General features: G+C 72.4%; 26 protein-coding genes. 14 read left to right on the forward strand and 12 right to left on the reverse strand.

Translation table 11 applies throughout. The features are described 5' to 3' along the window. Window positions 1-161: 161 nt before the first annotated feature. The 3 genes from ABT122_RS15770 to ABT122_RS15780 form a co-directional block, all read right to left on the reverse strand. The gene (locus ABT122_RS15770) at window positions 162-257 is read right to left on the reverse strand and encodes an Ms4533A family Cys-rich leader peptide (RefSeq protein WP_351551261.1); all 96 of its coding nucleotides are present in this window, start codon (window positions 255-257) and stop codon (window positions 162-164) included. Between the two features lie 126 nt (window positions 258-383). Further along, window positions 384-1,856, reverse strand: a complete 1,473-nt coding sequence (locus ABT122_RS15775) for a DUF3152 domain-containing protein (RefSeq protein ID WP_502976151.1) — start codon at window positions 1,854-1,856, stop codon at window positions 384-386. A gap of 9 nt (window positions 1,857-1,865) precedes the next feature. Beyond that, a complete protein-coding gene (locus ABT122_RS15780; protein ID WP_351551264.1) occupies window positions 1,866-2,834 on the reverse strand; it encodes an alpha/beta fold hydrolase in 969 nt (322 codons plus the stop codon). Between the two features lie 157 nt (window positions 2,835-2,991). On the opposite strand from ABT122_RS15780, the gene ABT122_RS15785 reads away from it, so the two are divergent. The 4 genes from ABT122_RS15785 to ABT122_RS15800 all read left to right on the forward strand — a co-directional run bounded on the left by ABT122_RS15785 (window position 2,992) and on the right by ABT122_RS15800 (window position 4,940). Then, on the forward strand, window positions 2,992-3,315 hold the full coding sequence (locus ABT122_RS15785; RefSeq protein WP_351551382.1) for an Rv3202a family protein: 324 nt from the start codon (window positions 2,992-2,994) through the stop codon (window positions 3,313-3,315). Between the two features lie 145 nt (window positions 3,316-3,460). Further along, window positions 3,461-4,114 carry a TetR/AcrR family transcriptional regulator gene (locus ABT122_RS15790; protein WP_351551267.1) on the forward strand — a complete coding sequence of 218 codons (654 nt, stop codon included), beginning with the start codon at window positions 3,461-3,463 and terminating at the stop codon, window positions 4,112-4,114. A gap of 128 nt (window positions 4,115-4,242) precedes the next feature. After that, a complete protein-coding gene (locus ABT122_RS15795) occupies window positions 4,243-4,470 on the forward strand; it encodes a DUF3107 domain-containing protein (protein ID WP_351551270.1) in 228 nt (75 codons plus the stop codon). A gap of 200 nt (window positions 4,471-4,670) precedes the next feature. Continuing rightward, window positions 4,671-4,940, forward strand: a complete 270-nt coding sequence (locus tag ABT122_RS15800; protein WP_351551273.1) for a hypothetical protein — start codon at window positions 4,671-4,673, stop codon at window positions 4,938-4,940. A gap of 87 nt (window positions 4,941-5,027) precedes the next feature. On the opposite strand, the gene ABT122_RS15805 is transcribed toward ABT122_RS15800, so the two are convergent. Further along, window positions 5,028-5,771 carry a ferritin-like fold-containing protein gene (locus ABT122_RS15805; RefSeq protein ID WP_351551276.1) on the reverse strand — a complete coding sequence of 248 codons (744 nt, stop codon included), beginning with the start codon at window positions 5,769-5,771 and terminating at the stop codon, window positions 5,028-5,030. 523 nt (window positions 5,772-6,294) lie between these two features. Between ABT122_RS15805 and ABT122_RS15810 the strand changes: the two genes are divergently transcribed. From ABT122_RS15810 to ABT122_RS15825, 4 genes are all read left to right on the forward strand, one after another. Beyond that, window positions 6,295-7,983 (forward strand): DEAD/DEAH box helicase, encoded by a 1,689-nt coding sequence (locus ABT122_RS15810; RefSeq protein ID WP_351551277.1) that lies wholly within the window; start codon window positions 6,295-6,297, stop codon window positions 7,981-7,983. A 376-nt stretch (window positions 7,984-8,359) separates the two neighbouring features. Beyond that, on the forward strand, window positions 8,360-9,205 hold the full coding sequence (locus ABT122_RS15815) for an alpha/beta fold hydrolase (RefSeq protein ID WP_351551280.1): 846 nt from the start codon (window positions 8,360-8,362) through the stop codon (window positions 9,203-9,205). A 31-nt stretch (window positions 9,206-9,236) separates the two neighbouring features. After that, a complete protein-coding gene (locus tag ABT122_RS15820) occupies window positions 9,237-9,902 on the forward strand; it encodes a CGNR zinc finger domain-containing protein (RefSeq protein ID WP_351551283.1) in 666 nt (221 codons plus the stop codon). A gap of 242 nt (window positions 9,903-10,144) precedes the next feature. Then, entirely contained in the window at window positions 10,145-11,053 is a 909-nt protein-coding gene (locus tag ABT122_RS15825) for a LysR family transcriptional regulator (RefSeq protein ID WP_351551286.1), read from the forward strand. 59 nt (window positions 11,054-11,112) lie between these two features. Here ABT122_RS15825 and ABT122_RS15830 read toward each other — a convergent pair whose 3' ends face one another. After that, window positions 11,113-12,048, reverse strand: a complete 936-nt coding sequence (locus ABT122_RS15830; RefSeq protein ID WP_351551288.1) for an NYN domain-containing protein — start codon at window positions 12,046-12,048, stop codon at window positions 11,113-11,115. A gap of 150 nt (window positions 12,049-12,198) precedes the next feature. On the opposite strand from ABT122_RS15830, the gene ABT122_RS15835 reads away from it, so the two are divergent. Next, on the forward strand, window positions 12,199-12,351 hold the full coding sequence (locus ABT122_RS15835; protein WP_351551291.1) for a DUF8834 family protein: 153 nt from the start codon (window positions 12,199-12,201) through the stop codon (window positions 12,349-12,351). Window positions 12,352-12,486: 135 nt separating this feature from the next. On the opposite strand, the gene ABT122_RS15840 is transcribed toward ABT122_RS15835, so the two are convergent. The 4 genes from ABT122_RS15840 to ABT122_RS15855 all read right to left on the reverse strand — a co-directional run bounded on the left by ABT122_RS15840 (window position 12,487) and on the right by ABT122_RS15855 (window position 15,527). Next, entirely contained in the window at window positions 12,487-13,092 is a 606-nt protein-coding gene (locus tag ABT122_RS15840) for a MarC family protein (RefSeq protein ID WP_351551294.1), read from the reverse strand. Between the two features lie 47 nt (window positions 13,093-13,139). Continuing rightward, the gene (locus tag ABT122_RS15845; RefSeq protein WP_351551297.1) at window positions 13,140-14,003 is read right to left on the reverse strand and encodes a PHP domain-containing protein; all 864 of its coding nucleotides are present in this window, start codon (window positions 14,001-14,003) and stop codon (window positions 13,140-13,142) included. A 111-nt stretch (window positions 14,004-14,114) separates the two neighbouring features. Further along, on the reverse strand, window positions 14,115-14,753 hold the full coding sequence (locus ABT122_RS15850; protein ID WP_351551300.1) for a DUF6758 family protein: 639 nt from the start codon (window positions 14,751-14,753) through the stop codon (window positions 14,115-14,117). 183 nt (window positions 14,754-14,936) lie between these two features. Then, on the reverse strand, window positions 14,937-15,527 hold the full coding sequence (locus tag ABT122_RS15855; protein WP_351551303.1) for a suppressor of fused domain protein: 591 nt from the start codon (window positions 15,525-15,527) through the stop codon (window positions 14,937-14,939). 497 nt (window positions 15,528-16,024) lie between these two features. Here ABT122_RS15855 and ABT122_RS15860 point away from each other — a divergent pair, with 497 nt between their 5' ends. Next, window positions 16,025-17,140 carry a magnesium and cobalt transport protein CorA gene (locus ABT122_RS15860; protein WP_351551306.1) on the forward strand — a complete coding sequence of 372 codons (1,116 nt, stop codon included), beginning with the start codon at window positions 16,025-16,027 and terminating at the stop codon, window positions 17,138-17,140. A gap of 102 nt (window positions 17,141-17,242) precedes the next feature. After that, window positions 17,243-17,788 (forward strand): hypothetical protein, encoded by a 546-nt coding sequence (locus ABT122_RS15865; protein WP_351551308.1) that lies wholly within the window; start codon window positions 17,243-17,245, stop codon window positions 17,786-17,788. An 83-nt stretch (window positions 17,789-17,871) separates the two neighbouring features. Here ABT122_RS15865 and ABT122_RS15870 read toward each other — a convergent pair whose 3' ends face one another. Next, window positions 17,872-18,723: a hypothetical protein gene (locus tag ABT122_RS15870; protein ID WP_351551311.1), complete on the reverse strand. Its 852-nt coding sequence runs from the start codon at window positions 18,721-18,723 to the stop codon at window positions 17,872-17,874. Window positions 18,724-18,954: 231 nt separating this feature from the next. On the opposite strand from ABT122_RS15870, the gene ABT122_RS15875 reads away from it, so the two are divergent. The 3 genes from ABT122_RS15875 (at window position 18,955) to ABT122_RS15885 (ending at window position 22,187) form a co-directional block, all read left to right on the forward strand. Next, window positions 18,955-20,217, forward strand: coding sequence for a magnesium transporter MgtE N-terminal domain-containing protein (locus ABT122_RS15875; protein WP_351551314.1), 1,263 nt, complete (start codon window positions 18,955-18,957; stop codon window positions 20,215-20,217). A 206-nt stretch (window positions 20,218-20,423) separates the two neighbouring features. After that, window positions 20,424-21,011 (forward strand): DUF1003 domain-containing protein, encoded by a 588-nt coding sequence (locus ABT122_RS15880; RefSeq protein WP_351551316.1) that lies wholly within the window; start codon window positions 20,424-20,426, stop codon window positions 21,009-21,011. A gap of 42 nt (window positions 21,012-21,053) precedes the next feature. Then, window positions 21,054-22,187: an Mrp/NBP35 family ATP-binding protein gene (locus ABT122_RS15885; RefSeq protein WP_351551318.1), complete on the forward strand. Its 1,134-nt coding sequence runs from the start codon at window positions 21,054-21,056 to the stop codon at window positions 22,185-22,187. A gap of 134 nt (window positions 22,188-22,321) precedes the next feature. On the opposite strand, the gene ABT122_RS15890 is transcribed toward ABT122_RS15885, so the two are convergent. Next, the gene (locus ABT122_RS15890) at window positions 22,322-22,975 is read right to left on the reverse strand and encodes a hypothetical protein (protein WP_351551320.1); all 654 of its coding nucleotides are present in this window, start codon (window positions 22,973-22,975) and stop codon (window positions 22,322-22,324) included. Between the two features lie 178 nt (window positions 22,976-23,153). Beyond that, on the reverse strand, window positions 23,154-23,600 hold the full coding sequence (locus ABT122_RS15895) for a sec-independent translocase (protein WP_351551323.1): 447 nt from the start codon (window positions 23,598-23,600) through the stop codon (window positions 23,154-23,156). Between the last annotated feature and the right edge of the window lie 111 nt (window positions 23,601-23,711).

Here is a 23,711-nt window from a genome sequence, read left to right on the forward strand (position 1 = left end):
CTGCGGACGTGGGGCACGCCCAGGCGCGGCCTTCAGGGGAATCCGGCTTCACCGGACGCGGAGAGACCTCGCGGGATTCCGCGGGGGCGCCGTCACGGGAAGGGGGAGGCCGACTGAGGGAACCGGACCGGCACATCGGCCGGTACGCGCTCGGGCAGGCGTCAGCGACAGTGGATGTCGGCCACGCTGTGCCCGGTCACGCCGATGAGCGCCAGCTCAATGGCGGCGCGTTCGGAGGCGGCGTGACGGTGCGACATGCCGAGAAATATGGAGGACCCGGCCGCCGATGTCAAAGCCCTCACGGCCGGGCGTGAGACACTCGTCTCACATCCCGGACATGATCCCCGCCGGGGAACAGGGTCCGGCGGAGCGGGGCCCGGGGCTCAACTCCCGGGGTTGGGCCAGGGGTTGGGGCGGCATTTCACCCCGCCGATGTTCAGGGACTTCGTCTGCTGCTGCATCACGGGCGCGAGCGCTCCCGGAGTGCCACAGTTCACATGCCCGTGACCGAGCCGGTGCCCCACCTCGTGGTTGATGAGCATCTGGCGGTAGGCGTGCATCGCCTCGGGGCCATAGGTGTCCGACCCCTGGCCCCAGCGGAAGGCATTGATCATCACTCGGTCGGTGGAGGCGGAATCACAGCTCACCTTGTCGATGGAGGTGTTCAGCCCCGATTTGGCGCACCACTTGTCCGTGGTTCCCGGACTGGCGAGTGTGACGACGAATTCCGGTTCGCCGGAGGAAATGCGCTCGAATGTTCTGACACCGTTGTGGGCCCAGCTCCGGCTGTCGTTCAGGGTGCGCTGGATGGCCTGGGCGAAGAGCCTGCCGTCCATTTCGAGCCCCTTCTCGATATCGACGCGGTAGCGGATCTTCCGGCCGTTGCCCGGCGCCCGGTCGAAACCGGGAACCGCTTCGAAGTCGCCCTTCGCGGTCGATTCCGGCTCGATGGAGAACTGCCGGGCCATCTGCTCCGCGTAGGTGGGGGGCTGCGCCGTCGGCGCTCCGCCCGAGAGGGCCGGGCGCTTCTCCGAGGGGGCTGAGCGGTTCTCCGAGCGGGAGGAGGAGTCCTCGTCGGTGCGGTCGGGTCCGGTGGTGGACGTCCCCGGGCCGCCGGTGTTCTCCTCGGCGACCTGGCCGGCCACCACGACGGCGAGCACGGTGGTCACGGCGGCGGCGGCGATCCCGGTGAAGGTGCGGCCCTTGCCGCCCCCGCCGGACCGGCCGGCCCGGCCGCCCCGGCCACCGCCACCGCCGTCGCCGTCCCCGGACGCTCCCGCGCCGCCACCCGCTCCCGTGCCGCCGCCGGGGCGGGGGGCGGGCACCGCGGGCGCGCCCCGGGCCGGTGCGGCGGTGCCGCCGGAGGGCTCGTCGGGCCAGGTGGTGACAGAGGCGTAGAGGTCGGCCGCGACCGGTGTCCGGGAGCCGTCGAAGGCGTCGACGAACTCCCGCCGCGGGCCCGGTATGCGGGCGCCCTGCGGCCGGCGCGGGCCGGGGCCGGAAGGCCGGCCCGGGTCTCCCCAGGCGCCGCCGGCCTCATGCTGCTCGGGGTGCCCGCCCCGTGTCACCGGCGCGCCGTGACCGGCGGCCGGGTGTCCGGCGGCGGAGGAACCGGGTGCCGGGTGGACGGGGTCCGGACGGCCCTGGCCCGGGTGTGCTCCGGCGGCAGCGGAACGCCTGCGCCGCCCGATGCCCGGGTCGGGTGCGGCCGGTGCCGCGGGTGCGACGGCCTCCCGCTCGGCGGCGCCGTACCGCTCGCCGCCGCCCCGGGGAGGGGTCGCGCCGTCGCGGGGGGCGGACGGGGGGTCCGTCCGGTCGCCCTTGGGTGCGGGGCCTTTGCGGCTGTGTCGTCCCACGGGCTCCGATCAGCTCCTACCGGTGTCGTCGAGCAGTTCCCGGACGGCCCGCGCGACCGTCTCGGGATACTCCATCATCGCCACATGCCCGGCGTCCGGCAGGGTCAGCAGCCGCGAGTCACGGAAGGCCACCGCCGCCCTGCGCGCCATACGGTACGCGACCAGCCGGTCCCGTCCTCCGTACACCAGCAGCGTCGGCGCGAGGACCCGCTCCGCCTGCCGCCACAGACCGTGCTGGCCCCCGAGCGTGTAGGCGTTGACGATACCGCGCGCCGAGCGGCCCATCGCATCCCAGAAATAGGGGAGTTGGGAGCGGCGCTCCATCTCCTCCACAGCATGGCCCACGGCCTCGTCGCTGACCCGGGAGGGGTCCCCGTGACAGAGCGCCATCACCCCCCGGACCCGCTGCTCGGCCGGCCAGTCCCGGGAGACACGGGCGAAGAGCCGGGGGACGCCGGGGAGCGCGAGCAGCGCGGTGGGCACCGCCGAGCGCTGGACCCGCAGCTCGGGCAGGGCCGGCGACACCAGGGTGAGCGTCCGTACGAGATCGGGGCGGACGGCCGCGAGCCGGGTCGCGACGGCGCCGCCCAGGGAGTTGCCGAAGAGGTGGACGGGGCCGCGGTCCGCGGCGTCGAGATAGCGGATCACCGCGCGGGTGTGGGCGGTGACCGAGTAGTTGCCGTCGTCCGGTGGCGGGGAGTCGCCGAAGCCGGGGAGATCGACGGCCTCGCCGTCCACCACGTCCGCGAGCAGCGGCATCAGCGCCGACCAGTTCTGCGAGGACCCGCCGAGCCCGTGGACGTACAGGGCGGGCGGCAGCCCGGTGCGGGCGGGCGGGCGCGACCGTACGGTGAGGGAGAGACCCGGGAGGGCGACGGAGCGCAGCTCCTCCCCCTCGGCGACCCGGACGGCGGCGACCCGGGGGACCGCCGCGGCGGTGACGGCGGCCTGGACACCGGGCAGCTCGGTCGAAGACATGCGGCAATGTTACGAGACGATCACACCGGCCATCGTGTGTTCGGCGTCACACGCCGCCCGCCACCGCGTAGCGCCCCGCCCCCGCAGCTTCTAGGCTCGAAGGAGGCCCCAGGCCACGGAAGGGATGAGTCCCCCGTTTCAGGGAAAGCGGTGCCGCATGGCTGTCGATCCCACTCACCCGGACACCTTCGACTCCGACGACTCGAACGACTCCAACCACCCCGACAGCAGGGACGAACGCGAGACAGCAGCGGGCGGCGCGCGCGGCGGGAACGCCGGGCACGGCCCCGGGCAGGAGGCGGCGGACGGGAACGGAGCGCTCGGCGCCGAGGTCCCCGAGGCCGACGCCGTGGAGCAGCGGAGGGAGGTGAATCCCCAGGGCGACGAACCCCTGACGGACATCGACCGGGACGCGGCGAACGAGGCGGACGCCTTGGAGCAGGCGCGCGTCGTGGGCCAGGACGAGGACGACTACCGATGACCTGACCCTCTTTGCCCCCGAATAGGAAGCTACCGCGACTGTCCGGTCCGTGAAATTCTGCGTCCGCGACGCGCAAGCCCGGGTTACCCAAAAGTACGATGGCGGCGCGGCGCACAGCGCGCACGGAACAAATTTGGGAGGCGGCGTGACAGCCATCGAGCAGACAGAGGCGGCGCGCCCGCGGGGCACACGTCTGCCACGCCGAGCCCGCAGAAACCAGCTTCTGGGCGCCGCCCAGGAAGTTTTTGTGGCACAGGGTTACCACTCGGCCGCCATGGATGACATCGCCGAGCGGGCGGGTGTCAGCAAGCCCGTGCTCTATCAGCACTTCCCCGGGAAGCTGGACCTCTATCTGGCCCTGCTCGACCAGCACTGCGAGGCGCTGCTCCAGGGCGTCCGCACGGCGCTGGCGTCCACCACCGACAACAAGCAGCGGGTCGCGGCCACCATGGACGCCTACTTCGCCTATGTGGAGGACGAGGGCGGGGCCTTCCGGCTGGTCTTCGAGTCGGATCTCACCAATGAGCCCGCGGTGCGGGAGCGGGTGGACCGGGTCTCCCTCCAGTGCGCGGAGGCGATCTCGGATGTGATCGCCGGCGACACGGGTCTCTCCAAGGAGGAGTCGATGCTCCTCGCCGTGGGACTGGGCGGGGTGTCCCAGGTGGTGGCCAGGTACTGGCTCTCCAGTGAGTCCGCCATCCCCCGGGACCGGGCGGTGGAACTGCTCACCTCGCTCGCCTGGCGCGGGATCGCCGGCTTCCCGCTGTACGGCACCGATCCGGCGGGCGAGCAGCACTGACGCTCCGGCGGCGGTGTTCGCTCTTGGCGTTCCCCGGGGCGGCCGGGCGCCGCTCCGGCCCGGCTAGTGTGTGCGGGGTACGGCGCGGCTGACCGCGCAACGCACTGACCGTTCGGAGGGACATAGCCGTGGAGGTCAAGATCGGCGTGCAGCACGCGCCCCGGGAGATCGTTCTGGAGAGCGGGCAGTCCGCCGAGGAGGTCGAGCGCGCGGTGGGAGAGGCGCTGGCCGGCAAGGCGCAGCTGCTCAGCCTCGCGGACGACAAGGGCCGCAGGGTTCTGGTCCCCTCGGACCGGATCGCCTATGTGGAGATCGGTGAGCCCGCGGCACGGCGCGTGGGCTTCGGCGCGCTGTAGGGCGCGGCACCGGAACAGGCAGGGCCGAGGGGCCCGTACGGGACTTCCCGTACGGGCCCCTCGGCATGTCCGGCCGCGCCGGTCGGGGTGTCCCTGAAATGGATCTGCCGCGGGCGCGGCGGAGGGTTGCTTTCCGAGGTCAGCGGGTAGTACGGGCTGTGACCGCCCCATCCCGACTCGTGTCCGCGAGGTGATCAGCAGTGCTGCTGGAAGCGCTCGGTTCGGTTCTGCTCGGACTCGCCCTCGCGTGGGCGGCCGACCGCCATCTCTCGGGCCGGCTCCCGGCCCGCCGCGTGGTGTATCTCACGGGTGGGCTCGGTGCCGCCTTCGGTGCCTGGGTGACGTACTCGGCGCTCGGCCCCGGCCACCGGGCCGGGACCGTGCTGGGCGCGGTGCTGATCGGGGCGGTGCTGCTGTCGCTGCTGGTACGGCCCTCCGGGCGGCGGCTGCGCAGGGCCCTGCCCTTCTGAGCGGTCCCGTCTCCCCCGCCGTCCCCGATGCCGCTTCCCGCCGCCGGACCTGCCGCCGCCACCGCGAGCCGCTCTCCCCGAGTGGGCTCAGGCGGCGAGGCCCAGGGCCGCCATCCGCCGGGTGTGGGCCTTGGTGATCCGGGCGAACATCTCGCCGACCGCCGCCAGGTCGAAGCCGTCGGCCACCCCGCCGACCAGCATGGTGGAGAGCGCGTCGCGCTCCGCCACGACCCGCTGGGCCTGGGAGAGGGCCTCGCCCATCAGCCGGCGCGCCCACAGGGCGAGCCGGCCGCCGAGGCGGGGGTCGGCCTCGATCGCGGCGCGCACCTTCTCGACGGCGAAGTTCCCGTGGCCGGTGTCGTCGAGCACGGCGAGCACCAGGGCCCGGGTGTCCGAGTCGAGGCGGGCGGCGACCTCGCGATAGAAGTCGCTGGCGATCGAGTCGCCGACATATGCCTTGACGAGTCCCTCCAGCCAGTCGGACGGCGCGGTCTGGCGGTGGAAGTCGTCCAGCGCCTGGGCGAAGGGCTCCATCGCGCCGGTGGGCTCGGTGTCAATGGCGGTGAGCCGGTCGCGGAGCCGCTCGAAGTGATGGAATTCGGCGGAGGCCATCTTTGCCAGCTCCGCCTTGTCACCGAGGGTGGGCGCGAGTTTGGCGTCCTCGGCGAGTCGCTCGAAAGCGGCCAGTTCCCCATAGGCCAGTGCGCCGAGAAGATCCACGACGGCGGCCCGGTACTGGGGCTCGGCGGAGGCCTCGGCCCAGTTCTGGGCGGCGATACCGGTGTGTTCAGTGGGTTCGGTGGGTTCAGCGGCGTTGTCAGGCGTCTCCATGAAGCGCACAATAGCCCGCCGGCACCGGCGCGTAAGGGGCTGGTCAGCCGGGCCAGGGGCTCTCCCGTACCCCTTCGCCACCACGGTTCCTACGAAATCGCCCAACACACATGCGCGAATCCGGGGTACAGTGGTATTGCGCCCGCTGAGCGTTTTTCTGATTCTCGGTGGGCGATCACAGTGTTTGACCAGAAGGATTCATTTCTTCTGATCACCATGAGGATGCCCGGTCGGTGGCACGATCGGCTCCGACCCGACCGCCCTCCACGCGGGCCGTGCGCCTTCGCGCACGACCGTGGATGAGGGGCCCCCTCAGCGGCGAGAGCGCTCGAGCGACGGCAGTGGTCCCGCACCATCCGGCCAACCCACGGCCGGCCCGCTCACCCGGGTGCGGTACGACCCCCATCGTTCGCCTCGCGCCGCGTCTCACAGAAGAGGCAACACCCTGACTACGCAGGCAACCACGTTCCGGGATCTCGGAATCCTGGCCGAGACCGCCGAGGCCCTCGAGGCCGTCGGCATCGTGAACCCTTTCCCCATCCAGGAGATGACGCTCCCCGTCGCGCTCTCCGGCTCCGACGTGATCGGCCAGGCCAAGACCGGCACCGGCAAGACGCTCGGTTTCGGTCTGCCGCTGCTGGAGCGCGTCACCGTCCCCGCGGACGTCGAGGCGGGCCGGGCAAGGCCCGAGCAGCTCACCGACGCCCCTCAGGCGCTCGTGGTCGTCCCCACCCGCGAGCTGTGCACCCAGGTCACCAATGATCTGCTGACCGCCGGCAAGGTCCGCAATGTGCGGGTGCTGGCGATCTACGGCGGCCGGGCGTACGAGCCCCAGGTCGAGGCGCTGCGGAAGGGTGTCGATGTGATCGTCGGCACTCCGGGGCGGCTGCTCGACCTGGCGGGCCAGAAGAAGCTCGACCTCTCCAAGGTCAGGGCGCTGGTGCTCGACGAGGCCGACGAGATGCTCGACCTGGGCTTCCTCCCGGACGTCGAGAAGATCATCCAGTTCCTGCCGCCCAAGCGGCAGACGATGCTCTTCTCGGCGACCATGCCCGGTGCGGTCATCGGACTGGCCCGTCGCTACATGTCGCAGCCCACGCACATCCGCGCCGCGGCGCCGGACGACCAGGGCGCGACCGTCGCGAACATCACGCAGCGGGTCTACCGCGCGCACTCCATGGACAAGCCCGAGCTGGTCTCGCGGATTCTCCAGGCGAACGGGCGCGGGCTCGCGATGATCTTCTGCCGTACGAAGCGCACGGCGGCGGACATCGCCGACCAGCTCGCCCAGCGCGGGTTCGCCTCCGGGGCCGTCCACGGCGACCTCGGACAGGGCGCGCGCGAGCAGGCGCTGCGGGCGTTCCGCAACGGCAAGGTGGATGTGCTGGTGTGCACCGATGTCGCCGCGCGCGGGATCGATGTGGAGGGCGTGACGCACGTCATCAACTACCAGTCGCCCGAGGACGAGAAGACCTATCTCCACCGGGTCGGCCGCACCGGCCGGGCCGGGGCGTCCGGGATCGCGGTCACGCTGGTGGACTGGGACGACATCCCGCGCTGGCAGCTGATCAACAAGGCGCTGGACCTGGGGTTCAGCGACCCCGTCGAGACGTACTCGACCTCCGCGCACCTCTTCGAGGAGCTGGACATCCCGGCGGGCACCAAGGGTGTGCTGCCGCGTGCCGGGCGCACTCGGGCCGGGCTCGCGGCGGAGGCGGTGGAGGATCTGGGCGAGACCGGGTCCCGTGGCCGGAGCAAGTCGTCGGCTTCCGCGCCGGTGCAGGAGGAGCGGCCCGCGCGCACCAGGACGCCGCGGCAGCGCCGCCGCACCCGGGCGGGCACGCCGACGGCCGAGGTCGCGGTGGAGGCCGCAGCGCCGGAGCAGGTCGCGGCGGAGGCCGTGGAGGCTGTCGAGGCCGTGGAGCCCCGCGCCCCGAGGCGGCGCCGCCGCACCCGGGTGGGGGCCGCGGAGCCGGTGGTGGCTGCTGCTGCCGCCGCCGAGGCGGAGGTCGCGCCGCGCCGGCGCACGGTGAAGGCTGAGGTTGCGGCTGTGGCCGCGGCCCCGGTCGCGGAGGGCGAGGCCGAGGTCAAGCCGCGCCGGCGGACGCGGAAGGCGGCGGTGCCGGTGGAGGGTGCGGTGGTGGAGGCTGAGGCGAAGCCGAGGCGCCGCACGCGCACGGTGAAGGCCGCGGCCACCCAGCCCGACGCCTGACCCTCCCCTTCCCCCTCAATGGCCCGGCCCCTCTCCGAGGAGCCGGGCCATCACCATCCCCCGCACCAGCCCGCCCCGCCCGGCGCTCAAGGACGGACCCCGGGCCACAGGCCCCCGCACCCTGCGGGCCACCGTCGGGGACCAGCCCCCGAACCCCCGCGCCTCAAACGCCGGCGAGGCTGGATGTACCCAGCCCGCCCGCGAGGCTGAGCTTGACCAACCCGCCCGCACGGCTGGACTTGCCGGCCCGCCCGCACGGCTGGATGTACCCAGCCCGTCTGGGGGGACCTCCCGGAGGCAGCTCTGGGGGAGAGGGAGGACGGGCCCCGGACCGTGGGGAGCGGTGTCCCGGGAGGGGCGGGGGTAGTGTCGGGGGATGAGCCGGCCGCCCACCTTTCAGCCTCCCGCGTGCGCGCGCGCGAGCGCGCTCCCCACTGCCCGGGGAGACTTCGCCGTGCTCGACGCCCACCCCACCCCCGGCCCCCCGAAAGCCACCGCCCTCCTCGTCCCCGGCTTCACCGGGAGCAAGGAGGACTTCATCGCGATGCTGGAGCCGCTCACCGAGGCGGGCTACCGCGCCGTCGCCGTCGACGGGCGCGGCCAGTACGAGACCCCCGGCCCCGACGATCCGGGCGCCTTCACCCAGCGCGAGCTGGCCCTCGATGTGCTCGCCCAGGCCGAGGCCCTCGGCGGCGGCCCCGTCCATCTGCTCGGGCACTCCCTCGGCGGGCAGATCTCCCGCGCCGCCGTCCTCCTCGACCCCGCCCCCTTCCGCACCCTCACCGTCATGTCCTCCGGCCCCGCCCGGGTCACCCCCGCCCAGCGGGAGCGGCTCGCACTGCTGGGCCAGGCGCTCACCGTCATGGACATGGCCGAGGTCTGGGAGGCCATGAAGGCGTTCGAACCGCCGGAGGACGCGGACACCGACGGCAGCGGCCTGCGCGACCGCTGGCTGCGCCACAACCCCGTACAGCTGACCGTCACCGGCCGACAGCTCACCGTCGAACCCGACCGGGTCGACGAGCTCGCCGCCGTGCGGCCCCTCCCCAAGCATGTGATCAGCGGTGAGCGCGACGACACCTGGCCCGTGGAGCAGCTCGACGCGATGGCCGAGCGGCTCGGCGCCCTCCGCACCGTGATCACCGGAGCCGAGCACTCCCCCAACACCGACCGCCCCCGGGAAACCGCCGGCGCCGTCGCCGGGTTCTGGGACCGGCACTGACACGCGCCCACCGGCGCGGCAAGATGGGCTCATGAGCGGCACACCACCCCGGCACCCGGACGATCCAGGGACGCGGCAGCTCCCCCTGGCCGGGGAGCCGCTGCCGCTGGAGCTGATCAACACCACCTACATCAAGGGCGGTGTGCGCGGCCGTCTCATCGACGCCCTGGACACCCCCGTCGGACCGGACAGCGGGCTGGCACGGTGGCTCGCGGACCACCGCGAGGAGTTCAGCGCCGTGCTGCGCCCCGCGCTCGACGGCGCCGTCCCCTCCCCGGCGCACACCTCCCGTTTCCTGGAGCTGCGCGGCGCCCTGCGCGACCTCGCCGCCGCCCGTGCCTCCGGCGGCACCCCCGGGCCCGGGGACATCGCCGTGGTCAACGCGGCGGCCCGGCTGGCCTCGCCCTGGCAGGAGCTGGCCCCGGGGCCCGGCTTCACCGCCGTGCCGCGCTGGCCCGGGACCGACCCGCTGCTGACCGCCCTCGGCGAGATCGCCCTGGCCGCCGTGGGGCTCTTCACCGGTGACCGCGCGGACCTGGTCCGGGCCTGCCCCGCACCGGGGTGTGTCCTGTACTTCGTGAAGGCCCACCCCCGCCGTGAGTGGTGCACGCCGGGCTGCGGGAACCGGGTGCGGGTCGCCCGGCACAGCCGCCGCGAGAAGGCCGCGCGCCCGCAGCTCCCCGTACCGCACCCCTGAGCCAACCCTCCCCGCCGCACCGCGCCGCGCTCCCCGCGCCATCGGAGAACCCGATACCCCGTCCAGCATTCCGCTCCGGTTTCACAGACATGAACCAAAGCGTCGCGGACGTACGTGGACCGTGATTGGGCCGGTGGCATTCCCACGGAAGGAGGAGCGAGAATGAACACACACCCCTGGACTGCACGGACGCTGCGTTGGTTCTTCTGCGACTGGGGCGATTTGTGAACTATGACCTGTCGATGTATCAGCTCAGAACCTTCAGGGAGGTAGCGCGTCTGGGGAGCTTCACCAAAGCGGCACGGAGTCTCGGGTACGCCCAGTCGAGCATCAGCGCGCACATCCGCGCGCTGGAGTCCCGCATCGGCTTCCAGCTGATACAGCGCCTGCCGCACGGGGTGCGGCTCACCGCCGCGGGGGAGATCTTCAACGACCACGCGGTACGGATCTTCCAGGTGATGGAGGAGATGGCCAGCGCCCTGAATCCGTCCGGAGGGACCGCAGGACGGGTGTCGGTGGGTGCCTCGGCGCTGCTGCTGGAGTCCCGGGTCAGCTCGCTGGTCCGGGAGTGCCGCTACCGCTACCCCAATGTCCGGCTCTCCCCGCGCCAGCTCGCGATCGGCTGCACGGCGGAGGCGGTACGGGCCGGCCAGGTGGACATGGCACTCGTCCACGGCGACTACGGGGAACGGACACCGCTGCCCGGCGGGGTGACGGTACGGGAGCTGCCGCCGCTGGACGTGGTGCCCGTGGGTCCCGCCACGTTCGCCACGGAGGCGCGGGAGAAGGGCGCGGGCCGTGCCCTCGCCACCGCGCGCGTCCTGGTGGTGGACCCGGACTGCGCCTCCCACCGGGTGCTGGTGTCGGCGGTGCGGGAGCTGTACGGCGTCGATCCGCCGACGGTCGAGGCCGGCTCGGTGGGCGGTGCGCGGGAGCTGGCCCGCAGCGGCTACGGCATCGCGATGCTGCCCGCCGAGACCATGTGCCGGGGCGATGAGTGCTACGGGCTCACGGTGCTCGCGGGACTGCCGCGCGTCCGGCTCGGCGTCCGCGCGCTCTGGGCGGGCCAGGATCTGGCGCTCTCGGCGGTGGGCGCGGTGTGCAAGATCGCCGAGCGGATCGGCCGGGAGCAGGAGGCCGAGTTCGTGTAGGGGGCGGGCCGGGGCAGCGCCTCCGGTTCCAGGACCGGGGGCGCTGCCCCGGCCCGCCGTCAGAACTGCGCCTGGAGGTGCTGCCAGAACCCGTCCCGCAGCGCCCTTCGGAGCACCGCGTGGCCCCGCAGCGACCGCTGGAGCACCCGCTCCGCCTCGATCAGCAGATCCTGGTCCACCGGCCCCGGCAAGTAGGGGTGTCCGGGCAGCAGCTCCACCAGCGACTCGCGTCCCCGCTCGGCCAGCCAGGTCGCCGCGATCTGCGCGCCCACGAAACGCACCTCGTCGCGGGAGGGCGGGGGCGCGCCCTCGTTCTCGTACACCGTCACGGCCCGCCGGGTGATGTACGGGCGGCAGAAGTCCAGGTCGAAGGTGCGCTGGCTGTCGACCTCCCAGAGCAGCGGCTCGGCCTGGTTGCGGCCGTCGCCCGCCTCGATGCCCCACAGATGGACCCGGGCCCCGTACCCCTGGGCGGCCTCCACCGCCGAGACCAGGTCCTCGTCGCCGCCGACGAGCGCCGCGTCGCTGATCGCGCGGTGGCGGGCGAGCGACTCCAGATCCGTGCGGATGAGGGAGTCGACGCCCTTCTGCTGGTTGTTGGCGTTGAGGTTGCCGAGCCGGACCTTCACATCCGGGAGTTCGGCGATGGCCTGCTGTTCGGGGGTGTGGATGCGCCGGCGGGCTCCGTCGTACCAGTACACCCGGAGCAGTCTGCTGTCCGCGAAGATCGTGCGGGCCTTGTCGATGAAGGCCTCGATCATTCCCTCGGCGTCGAGGTCGAAGGACCGGCGGTCCTCCGTCCCGGCGACCAGCAGTCCGGCCGCGGCGTACACATATCCGGCGTCCACGAAGATGGCGTGGGTGGAGGGGGTCTTGGCGACCTCCGCGAGCATGCGCTGGAGCAGCTCGTTGGCGTGGTCCATCCGGACGGCGAGGGCGCTCACGGCCGCGTCGATGTCCGTGCTGATCTCTGGGCTGATCTCTGGGTCGTTCATACGCGACCCATTTTCCGGCCGCGCGGGGGTACCCGCCAGTAGTTAGACAAGGAAAGATTTTCTTTAGTGTAGGGAATGTTTGCAGGCTACATCGCTGTTCTACCCACAGACACCAGTTCTCTCAGGAGGATCAGACGAAGGGAGAAGCCCTTGCGCTTCGAGATCATGCGCCTGGACGATGTGGACGGCACCGCCGTCGACAGCACCGTCGTGGACGCCGCCTCTGTCAACCGGATCGTGCAGCAGGCCGCCGCAACCGGCCAGCGCGTCTATATCCGTCCGGTCGACCCCTCGGCCTTGTAACACCTGCTCGACACACCTGGTAACGCTTGCACGACGCGCGGCGCCCCCGTACGGACGAATCCGTACGGGGGCGCTGTCGTGCCCGGCGGCGCGCGTCCGGGACGGGGAGGCGGGCGTCGGGGACGGGCGGGGCGCTCAGCCGCCCCGGACGACCTGGGTCACTCCGTTGATGATCTGCTGCACGGCGATCGCGGAGAGCATCATCCCGGCGAGCCTGGTCACCAGCACCACACCGCCGTCCTTGATGACCCGGATGATCAGCAGCGAGTAGCGCATGGCCACCCAGAGCACCGCGTGCATCGCCACGATCGCGAGCCAGACCGCGGTCTGCTGCGCGCCGCTGTCCGCGTTCTGCACCGCGAGGATCACCGAGACGATCGCACCGGGCCCGGCCAGCAGCGGCATGCCGAGCGGCACGAGCGCGACATTCACGTCCTTGGTCTGTTTGGGCTCATCGGTCTTGCCGGTGAGCAGATCGAGGGCGATCAGCAGCAGCAGGAGCCCGCCCGCGATCATCAGCGCGGGCACCGAGACATGGAGATAGTCCAGGATCTGCTGGCCGACCAGGCCGAAGACGGTGATCACCCCGAAGGCGACGGCCACCGCCTGCCAGGCCATCCGGCGCTGCACCTTGGCGGGGCGGCCTGAGGTCAGGGCCAGGAAGATCGGGGTGACCCCGGGAGGGTCCATGATCACAAAAAGGGTCAGGAAGAGGGAGCCGAAAACGGCAGCGTCGAACACGTGAGGGCCTTGCGGGAAGAGGAGAGAGGAGAGGGTGGGGCGAGGAGCTAGACGCGCGGTCCGCCGGCGCCGGGGACCGGGAACGCGCCGGTCGCCCGCCGGGTGATCTCGCCGTAGATCTCCGGGTCGGTGGTGAACGCGCCGAGCGCGATGTCCTTGCGGCTGCCGTGGTAGTCGCTGGACCCGGTGGTCAGCAGCCCGAGACCGCCGGCGAGGGAGCGCAGCCGCTCCCGGGCCGCCGCGTCATGGTCCATGTGGTCGACCTCGATCCCGTCGAGACCGGCCTCGGCCAGCGCGGCGATCGCCTCGCCGGGCACCGTGCGACCGCGCTTGGCGGCGGCGGGGTGGGCGAAGACGGCGACTCCGCCGGCCGCCTTGACGAGGCGGACGGCGGTGAAGGGGTCGAGTTCGTGCTTGCCGACGTGCGCCCGGCCGCCGTCGGCGATCCACCGCGGCGTGAAGGCGTCGGAGACCGTCGGTACGACGCCCAGCTCCACCAGGGCCGTCGCGATGTGCGGGCGGCCGACCGAGCCGTCACCGGCGATACGGGCGACCTGGTCCCACTCCACGGGTACGCCCAGCTCCCGGAGCTTCGCGACCATCGCGCGGGCGCGCGGCACCCGGTCGTCCCGCACCAGCTCCCGCTCGCGGAGCAGCTCGGGCTCGTCGGGGTCGAAGAGATACGCCAGCAGATGCAGGCTCACCCCGTCGAGCGCGCAGGAGATCTCGGCGCCGGTGACCAGGGTCAGCCCCTCGGGGAGGGCGGCGAGGGCCGCCGCGTGGCCGCGGGTGGTGTCGTGGTCGGTGAGGGCGACGACGTCCAGTCCGGCGGCAGCGGCCCGGCGGACCAGCTCGGCGGGGGTGTCCGTGCCGTCCGACGCCGTGGAGTGGGTGTGCAGATCGATGCGCACGACGCTGACTCCAGGGGCGGAACGGACAGGGACGCTCCAGTGTATCGGGCACCGAAAGGGGCCCCGCCCTCCCGGGGAGGACTCGGGGCGGGCGCCCGGGGCGGGCGGGGGCTACGAGAGCAGCCTCGGCGAGAGCGCCCCGCAGGGCACCAGCTCCACCTCCGCGCCCGCGTCCCGCAGGTCGGTGAGGACCAGTTCGTCGTACATCAGCAGACCGGACTGCTCCGGCCAGACGATCGCCCACAGCCAGAGCCCCCGGGCCTCGCCCGCGAAGACGGCCCGGTCGTCGGGGGCGGTGGGGACATGCCAGAGCGGGGTGGGCCGGCCGGCGGCCAGCACCTTGGTGTGGGGCGGTCCGGAGACATTCATATGGGGTCCGGGGTCGGGGCCCTCGATGCCCGCGTACCGCGCGCCCAGGCCGACTCCCAACTCCTCGGCCACCAGCAGCAGTTCACCGATGCCGCCGAGCGGACCGGGCCCCGAGCAGGCCACGGCGGTGGCACGGCCGCCGCTGCGGTCGTCGCCCGCGTAGGCGACACCGGTGAAGAGCCAGCCCACCGGCAGCGGCCAGGGCATCCAGACCGGGACTCCGGCCCGGTGCACCACGACACCGAGAGCCTCGACACTGGGCGGGATCACTGGCTGGAGCGGATGCACCGCGCCGTCCGCGTCGCACTGCCAGGAATCGGCAAAGAGACCGGGCGCCCTGACCCGGCCACCGCACTTCGGGCAACTGGGTTCGCCCCTCATAGCGCTCAACGGTCCTACCCGGCCGCCGCCGCGTCAAGGACGATCACCCGTCCGGCGTGTGCGTGTACGCTCCGCCGCTCCCCCGGACGGCCCTGCGCGCGGCCGGCCCGGGGGCCTCGCCGAGCCGTCCGGCGGCCGCGCCGGCGGCGGAAACAGCAGGACGGAAGGGAGACACGCGGTGATTCAGTCCAGGGTCACGGAGGCGCGCAGGGGGTCCCGCAGATCCGCCCCCCGGGCCAGCCAGCGCTCCTGGAGCGCCTGTGCGCCGTGCACCCGCTTCCACGCGGCCTCGTTCGGCGTCATCGGCAGCAGCGGCAGAAAACGCACCGGATCGAGCGGAGGCCCCGGCTCCAGATCCGCCACGAGACCGCCGGGCTCCGCGACCAGCACCGAGGTGAAGGGCGCGGCCGGCCAGAGCGGCTCACCGGTGTCGAGGGAGGCCCCGGGCGCCACCACGACCCCCTCCACCTGAGGGGAGGCGGCGAGCACGGCGAGCGGGCGCAGCACCTTGTCGGTGTCGGCGAGCCCCGCCCGCACCGAGAGGATCAACTCGGCGCGCGGCCCCGCGACCGGGTCGGCGAGCACCGCCGACGGATCGGTCATCGGGTGGGCGGACATCCCGAGGGTGGCGTACCGCACCACCCCGGCCTCCGGATCGGTGAAGCGGAGCACCTCGATACGGTCCGTCCCGAGGAACGTCACGGCCGCGCGGGCGTCCGGTTCACCGAGCGCCGTCAGCAGCCTGGACTCGACCAGAGCAAGAACTTCTCCCATCCGGCGAGCATAAATCCCGTAAGGAATGGGCATTCCCAGGGATTGGCCTCAGTTGGCTGATAGTCTTGGCCGCTGGCCGGGGTGGCGTGCCTGGAGCACGCAGGGGACGGACGCGAGAGCGATGCTCCCCGTCCCGGCGACACGTCTATCCCCCACGGGGGACCGGCCGGAGGAGGTGGGGTCTGCGGTGGATCGAAGTCGACCGTGCAGTACCGACCGCTCTTCCGTACGGCATCACTTCCCGGTGATCTGAGGCCTTCCCGCACAGGGCCCACGGCATTCCGTACCGCGGCGCTCCGTATCCGGGCATCCCGTACGACAGCGCCCCGTCCAGCGGAATCTCGCACGACGGAAGAGCACTTCGTTTTTGCCTGTCTGTAGCGAACGCCGTCACCGCGATCCCGCGGTGCCGCCCGCTTTGCGGACGTAATGTCACGTCCCCATTCCGGGCTGTGCCACGCCACTCGCCCGACGGCCTCTCCGTGAAGGAGCCAGCCATGTCGATGATCCGTGACCTGCGCGCAGCGGTCCGCCCCTCCCTGCGCAAGAGCAGCGCCCCCTACAACTCGTACGACACCACGCGTGACCCCTCCGCCTCCAGCGCCGTCGTCGACTGCGCCGTCTACCGCGACGGCCGCCGGCTGGAGAGCGGGGCCTGCCCCTCGCCGCGCGAGGCGATGCTGAAGGTGCGCGACGGCGGAGGCTTCGCCTGGATAGGGCTGCACGAGCCCACGGAGGAGGAGTTCGCCGGGATCGCGGCGGAGTTCGGGCTCCACCCGCTCGCCGTCGAGGACGCCGTCCACGCCCACCAGCGGCCCAAGCTGGAGCGGTACGACGACACCCTCTTCACCGTCTTCAAGACCATCCACTATGTGGAGCACACCGAACTGACGGCGACCAGCGAGGTCGTGGAGACCGGTGAGCTGATGTGCTTCACCGGCCGGGACTTCGTCATCACCGTCCGGCACGGCGGCAAGGGCTCCCTGCGCGCGCTCCGGCACGGCCTCCAGAAGGACACGGAGCTGCTGGCGAAGGGCCCGTCCGCGGTGCTGCACGCCATCGCCGACCATGTCGTGGACGGCTATATCGGGGTCGCCGCCGCGGTGCAGGACGACATCGACGAGGTGGAGATCGATGTCTTCTCCGCCCCCTCCAAGGGCCGTCAGCGCAGCAGTGACGCCGGGCGGATCTACCAGCTCAAGCGGGAGGTACTGGAGTTCAAGCGCGCGGTCTCCCCGCTGCTGCGCCCGATGCAGCTGCTGAGCGAGCGGCCGATGCGGCTGATCGACCCGGACATCCAGAAGTACTTCCGCGATGTCGCCGACCACCTCGCCCGGGTGCAGGAGGAGGTCATCGGCTTCGACGAGCTGCTGAACTCGATCCTCCAGGCGAATCTGGCGCAGGCGACGGTGGCGCAGAACGAGGACATGCGCAAGATCACATCCTGGGCGGCGATCATCGCGGTGCCGACCGCGGTGTGCGGGGTGTACGGCATGAACTTCGATCACATGCCGGAGCTGAAGTGGGAGTACGGCTATCCGATGGTGCTGACCTCCATCGCGGTGATCTGCTTCACCATCCACCGCACGCTCAAGCGGAACGGCTGGCTCTAGGGCGTTTCTTGTGGATCAGGCCGGATCGGGGAGGAGCTCCCCGGCCCCGGGACGCGCACCGTGCGGGGCGCCCGCCGCCGGCCGGGTGGATAGGCTGCGCGCATGACAGATCTCGCCCCCCGCCCCGAAGAGGACTCCGCGCTGCTCGGCCAGGCCCTGGTCGAGGAGGCCACCAAGAAGTCCGGTCTCCTCTGGGTGCGGGGCGAGGGCCCCGAGCGCGCCCTGTGGCATGTGTGGCACGAGGGCGCCGCCCATCTCGTCGGCGACGGCGCGGGCGAGCAGCCCCTGACGGGCCTGCGGGACGGCGGCAGCGCCGAGGTCACCGTCCGCAGCAAGGACAAGGGCGGCCGGCTGATCGCCTGGACGGCGGAGGTGAGGGAGCTGGCGCCGCACTCGCAGGAGTGGGAGACGGTGGTCCCGGAGCTGAAGGGCAAGCGTCTGAACTCGGTGGACGCGGAGCGGGTGGCGGAGCGGTGGGCGCGGGAGTGCCGGGTGCTCCGGCTCACCCCGGTCTCCTCGACCACCACCCATCCGGCGGGTTCGCTGGCCGCGGCCCCGGCCGGTTCACCGGCGACCACCCGCGACCCGGCACCGCCCGCCCTCCCCCGGCTGCTGCTCTCGCGGCGCGGGAAGCGGAAGACGGGCTGAGCCCCGCGCTCCACCGGGCGCGGGCCGCGCTCCGCCGGAAGCGGCCCCCGCTCACCGATCCGGCCCGATCCGGAAGAAACTCCCTAGTCGCTGCTCTTGGGCAGTTGGCGGCCGTAGTCGACGATCTGCGACGTGTCCGGCGGCTTCAGCTCGAAGTCCGCGTCCCACTCGGCGAGCGTCAGCACGCCCTTGCCGCCGGCCCGGGCGAACCGGAGCGGATAGGGCTCGCCCTCCAGCGAGACGTCCAGCACCCCGCCCGCGCCGTCCGCAGCCTGCACCTTGATCGTCTGGACGCCGCCCACCCGGGTGCGCTCGCCCTTGCTCAGCTCCCCGCCCATGCCGAGCAGGCCGTCGAGCAGCACATCCATCTCGGTGAAGCCGCGGAACTCCTTGTACGCCGGGTCCCCCTGGGGCACCTTCACATACTTGTCGCCGAGCTTCCCCGCGGCCTCCGCGTCCGCCCGGCTCGGCGAGGGCGCGGCGGTGCCGCCCGGCGCCCCCTTGCCGTCCTCATGGGTCCAGAAGCCCGCATCGGCCTTGAGGAACAGCTCATCGCCGACCCGGAGCAGCTCGAAGGTGTTCTCCGTGGAGGTCACCGAGCCCGTGCCGCCGTCCTCCTTGAGCCGCATATTGAGCTTGAAGGTGCCGCCCTTGCCGACCAGGGTCCCCGAGAGACGCACCGCGTCGGAGGCCTCGGCCGCCGCGCGGGCCCGGTTCTCGATCTCCTCGGCCGGGAGTTTCCCGACCCCGTTGGTCCCCTTGTCGGGATCGGGCTTCTTCTCCTCGGCACAGGCCGTGGCGGTCAGGGCCAGCCCGGCGGCGAGCACCACCGAGAGCACGGTTCTGCGGGCCCGGGAGACCCGGAACCCTCCGGCGAGAACCGCGGGAACCGGGCGGACCGAGGGGAGGGGAGACACCAGCACACTGCCTCTCATCTGCTTGTCATCTGCTGGATACGGGAGCGCAGACCGCAGCGTACCGGTGCGTGAGAGGCTCCTCCGCAGGTAGGCGTACCGACGCCGGACGGACCAGGGCCGACGGCGGTACGGAACGGTACGAGCTAGCCTGAAGCCCCTGAACAACGGCATTCCCTGGCAGAGAGCCCGGTGAGCCGGCGGAACGCGCCGGTCCCGCCGGCAACGGAACGAGAGCGGAGGCGCGGAAGCATGGCCGCGAGCGCGCACCGGGTCTTCGTCTCCCATCTCGCCGGGGTCCCCGTCTTCGACCCCAGCGGCGATCAGGTCGGCCGGGTCCGCGATCTGGTGGCGATGCTCCGTGTCGGCCGCCGCCCGCCCCGGCTGCTCGGTCTGGTGGTGGAGGTGCTCAGCCGCCGGCGGATCTTCCTCCCGATGACCCGGGTCAGCGGTATCGAGTCCGGCCAGGTCATCACGACGGGGGTGCTGAACGTCCGCCGCTTCGAGCAGCGCCCCACCGAGCGGCTGGTCCTCGGCGAGCTGCTCGACCGGCGGGTGCGGCTGGTGGACAGCGACGAGGAGGCCACCGTCCTCGATGTGTCGATCCAGCGGCTGCCCGCCCGCCGCGACTGGGAGATCGACAAGGTCTTCGTCCGCCGGGGACGGGGCGGGGCGCTGCGCCGCAAGGGGGAGACCCTGACCGTGGAGTGGTCGGCCGTCACCGGCTTCTCGCTGGAGGAGGACGCCCAGAGCGCGGAGAGCCTGGTCGCCACCTTCGAACGGCTGCGCCCGGCGGACCTGGCCAACGCATTGCACCACCTCAGCCCCAAGCGGCGCGCCGAGGTCGCCGCCGCCCTCGACGACGACCGGCTCGCCGATGTGCTGGAGGAGCTGCCGGAGGACGACCAGGTGGAGATCATCGGCAAGCTCCAGGAGGAGCGCGCGGCCGATGTGCTGGAGGCGATGGACCCGGACGACGCGGCCGACCTCCTCTCCGAGCTGCCCGAGGACGACAAGGAGCGGCTGCTCGCCCTGATGCGCCCGGACGACGCCGCCGATGTGCGCCGGCTGCTGTCGTACGAGGAGCGCACGGCGGGCGGTCTGATGACCACCGAGCCGATCGTGCTGCGGCCGGACGCGACGGTCGCGGACGCGCTGGCGCGGGTGCGCCAGCAGGACCTCTCCCCCGCGCTCGCCGCCCAGGTGTATGTGTGCCGGCCGCCGGACGAGACGCCCACGGGGAAGTACCTGGGCACGGTCCACTTCCAGCGGCTGCTGCGCGATCCGCCGTTCACGCTGGTCGGCTCGGTGGTCGACAGCGATCTGCCGCCGCTGGCCCCGGACACCCCGCTGCGCGCGGTGACCAGCTATCTCGCCACGTACAACATGGTCGCGGCGCCGGTGGTGGACGAGAGCGGGGCGCTGCTGGGCGCGGTCACGGTGGATGACGTGCTGGACCATCTGCTGCCCGACGACTGGCGTGAGACGGAGTTCGAGGAGTCGGCGCATGGCTAGGCCGTCTCTTCCGGATCTTGCCGGGCTCGCGAGCCCTGGCACCGCGCCCCGCCGCGTCGGGCGCGCACCCGGCCGGCGCGCGCCCGGAGGGCGCAGGACCGGAGGGCGGCGCAGGACCGGAGGGCGCAGGACCGGAGGGCGGCGCAGGACCGGAGGGCGCAGGACCGGGGCACGAGGGCCGGGCGGCCCGGGGAAGGGGTACGGCCATGGGTAGCGGGGACGGCGGGCCCGGCGAGGGGCAGCGGGAGCGGATGCCGTCGGGGGCGACGGCGGCGCCGCGTGCCCGCGTACGTCTCGATCTGCCGCGCGCTCCGCGCCGTACGCTGCTGCCGGAGTACGACCCGGAGGAGTTCGGCCGCCTCTCCGAGCGGATCGCCCGCTTCCTGGGCACCGGACGGTTCATCGTCTGGATGACCCTGATCATCATCCTGTGGGTGGTGTGGAATGTCTCGGCGCCGGAGAATCTCCGCTTCGACCAGTACCCGTTCATCTTTCTGACCCTGATGCTCTCCCTCCAGGCCTCGTACGCGGCCCCGCTGATCCTGCTGGCGCAGAACCGGCAGGACGACCGGGACCGGGTCACCCATGAGCAGGACCGCAAGCAGAACGAGCGGTCGATCGCGGACACCGAGTATCTGACCCGGGAGATCGCGGCCCTGCGGATGGGCCTCGGCGAGGTCGCGACCCGGGACTGGATTCGCTCGGAACTGGAGGACCTGGTCCGCGAGATGGAGGAGCGCCGCGCGCCCCTCCCGCCCGAGCGCGGCCAGGGGAGTGACGAAGCCGACCGCTGACGGGCTTTCCGGCGGCGGGAGTCGGCGCCGTACCATCGTCGTATGGTTACGGAAGACGCGGTGCTCGCGGCACTGGCGACGGTGAACGACCCCGAGATCAACCGACCGATCACCGACCTCGGCATGGTCAAATCGGTGGACATCGCAGCGGACGGCGCGGTCGCGGTCACGGTGTACCTCACCGTCTCCGGCTGCCCCATGCGGGAGACGATCACCAGCAATGTGACGGACGCGGTGGCCCGTGTCGAGGGCGTCACCCGCGTCGGTGTCACCCTCGATGTGATGAGCGACGAGCAGCGCAAGGACCTCGCGGCCTCGCTGCGCGGCACCACCGCCGAACGGGAGGTCCCCTTCGCCCAGCCCTCCTCGCTGACCAGGGTGTACGCCGTGGCCTCCGGCAAGGGCGGGGTCGGCAAGTCGTCCGTCACCGTGAACCTGGCGGCGGCGATGGCGGCCGACGGCCTGAAGGTCGGCGTGGTGGACGCGGACATCTACGGCCACTCCGTACCCCGGATGCTGGGCGCCGACGGGCGCCCCACCCAGGTCGAGAACATGATCATGCCGCCCTCGGCGCACGGCGTGAAGGTCATCTCGATCGGGATGTTCACGCCGGGCAACGCCCCGGTGGTGTGGCGCGGCCCGATGCTGCACCGCGCGCTCCAGCAGTTCCTGGCCGATGTGTACTGGGGCGATCTGGATGTGCTGCTGCTCGACCTGCCGCCCGGCACCGGCGATATCGCGATCTCGGTGGCGCAGCTGGTGCCCAACGCCGAGATCCTCGTGGTGACCACCCCGCAGCAGGCGGCGGCCGAGGTCGCCGAGCGCGCGGGCTCGATCGCCGTGCAGACCCACCAGAAGATCGTCGGTGTGGTCGAGAACATGTCGGGGCTGCCCTGTCCGCACTGCGACGAGATGATCGATGTCTTCGGCACCGGCGGCGGCCAGCGGGTCGCCGAGGGGCTGACGAAGACGACCGGGGCGCATGTGCCGGTGCTGGGCTCGATCCCGATCGACGTCCGGCTGCGGGAGGGCGGGGACGACGGCAGGCCCGTGGTGCTCAGCGACCCGGAGTCGCCGGCGGGCTCGGCGCTGCGGTCGATCGCGGGGAAGCTGGGCGGGCGGCAGCGGGGGCTTTCGGGGATGAGCCTCGGGATCACCCCGCGGAACAAGTTCTAGGCCGTGTGACCCGGGCCCCGGGGCCGCCGGGACACGGCCGGGAGCCGCGGCCGGGCCCCGGGGCGGGACATGACCGGGCCCCGGGGCCATGGCCCCGGGGCCGCCCGGCCGCGCGGGTCTTGGCCGGCTCCGTCTCAGCGGAGGTACGGAGTGAGGTCCTCCAGCGCCGAGAAGCCCAGCCCGTAGGCGCTCATGCCCCGCCCGTACGCCCCGATGTGCACCCCGCCGGCGGACGACCCGGCCAGCACCCAGCCGAACTCGGACTCGCGGTAGTGGAAGGGCGTGGGCTCCCCGTCGACCGGCAGCGACAGCGTGGACCACTCCGAGCCGCCGAGGTCGTGTGCCAGTTCGAAGGCGGTCTCGGTCTGCTGCTCCAGCCAGTCGTCCCGCAGGGAGTGGTCCATCTGCGGGGGCCAGGTGTGGGCGAGCAGGCCCGAGCCGGCCAGCCAGGCGGCCGATGAGGCGGTGGTGGCGTCCAGCACCCCCGTACCGTCACCGCTGTGGCGGTCCGGGCTGGCGGCGACGGTGATCACCACCGCGAACCGCTCCTTCTCGGCGGCCGTGGCCTCGGACCGTATCGACGGCTCCTCGCCGTGACCGATCGAGCCGTGCTGGACGACCCCGTCGGCGGCGGAGCCGACCTGCATCAGCCAGCGGGGCCCGGTGAAGGCCCCGTCCAGGCCGTACCAGGGGAAGGAGGCGCGGGCGTACGCGTCGGCCGTGCGGCGCCGGGCGGCGGCCTCCGCCTGTGCGCGCTGGTCCGCCGTTGTCCGACTGGTCGTCTCCATCTGGCCGGCCGCCTCCTTCGTGTCCGGGTCCGGAGCGGACCCGCCCCCCTCGGGCGTCCTCGCGTCCAGACAGATGGAGAGAATAGCCACCTGTCCCCCGCTCACATGGATTGACCGGCGCGCGATGGCGTGTGCGCCCGGCTCGGGCGGCGGCCATTGGGGTGCGCCGGGCGGTGGCTCAGGTGGCGTCCGCGTCGAACGGCGGGCGCTCGTCCGGCTGCGGCCGGTCGCGCTTCTTGAGCAGGTCGGGGGTGTCGGCGGAGCCGTTGACCGCGGCGGGGACGGCGTCCGGGGCGTGCCGGGAGTTCACCGCGTCGGCGACCTCGTTCATCTCCTTGCGGAGGTCGAAGGAGCCGCCCAGCTCCTTCAGCTCCCGCAGCTCGTCGTTCTCGTTGAGCTGCTTGCGGAGGAAGGTCTTCGGGTTGAGGTCCTCGAAGTCGAAGTCCTTGAACTCCGGACCCAGCTCGCTGCGGATGTCCTGCTTCGCGTTGTCGGAGAAGTCCCGGACCTTGCGGATGAAGCCGGTGACGTCCTGGATGACCTTCGGCAGTTTGTCGGGCCCGAAGACCAGCACGGCGAGCACCACCAGAGTCACCAGCTCCAGTGCGCCTATGTCATTGAACACCCTGTCGCTCCTCGTGTTCTCGGCTGCTCGCACGGTCGAATGGGCTCAGCGCCCGATCCACGGTACCCGGCCGGTCTTCGGTCAGTCACGTGCCGGACGGTGTCGGCGCCG

Source organism: Streptomyces sp. NPDC001985, from assembly GCF_040296845.1.
GTDB lineage: Bacteria > Actinomycetota > Actinomycetes > Streptomycetales > Streptomycetaceae > Streptomyces.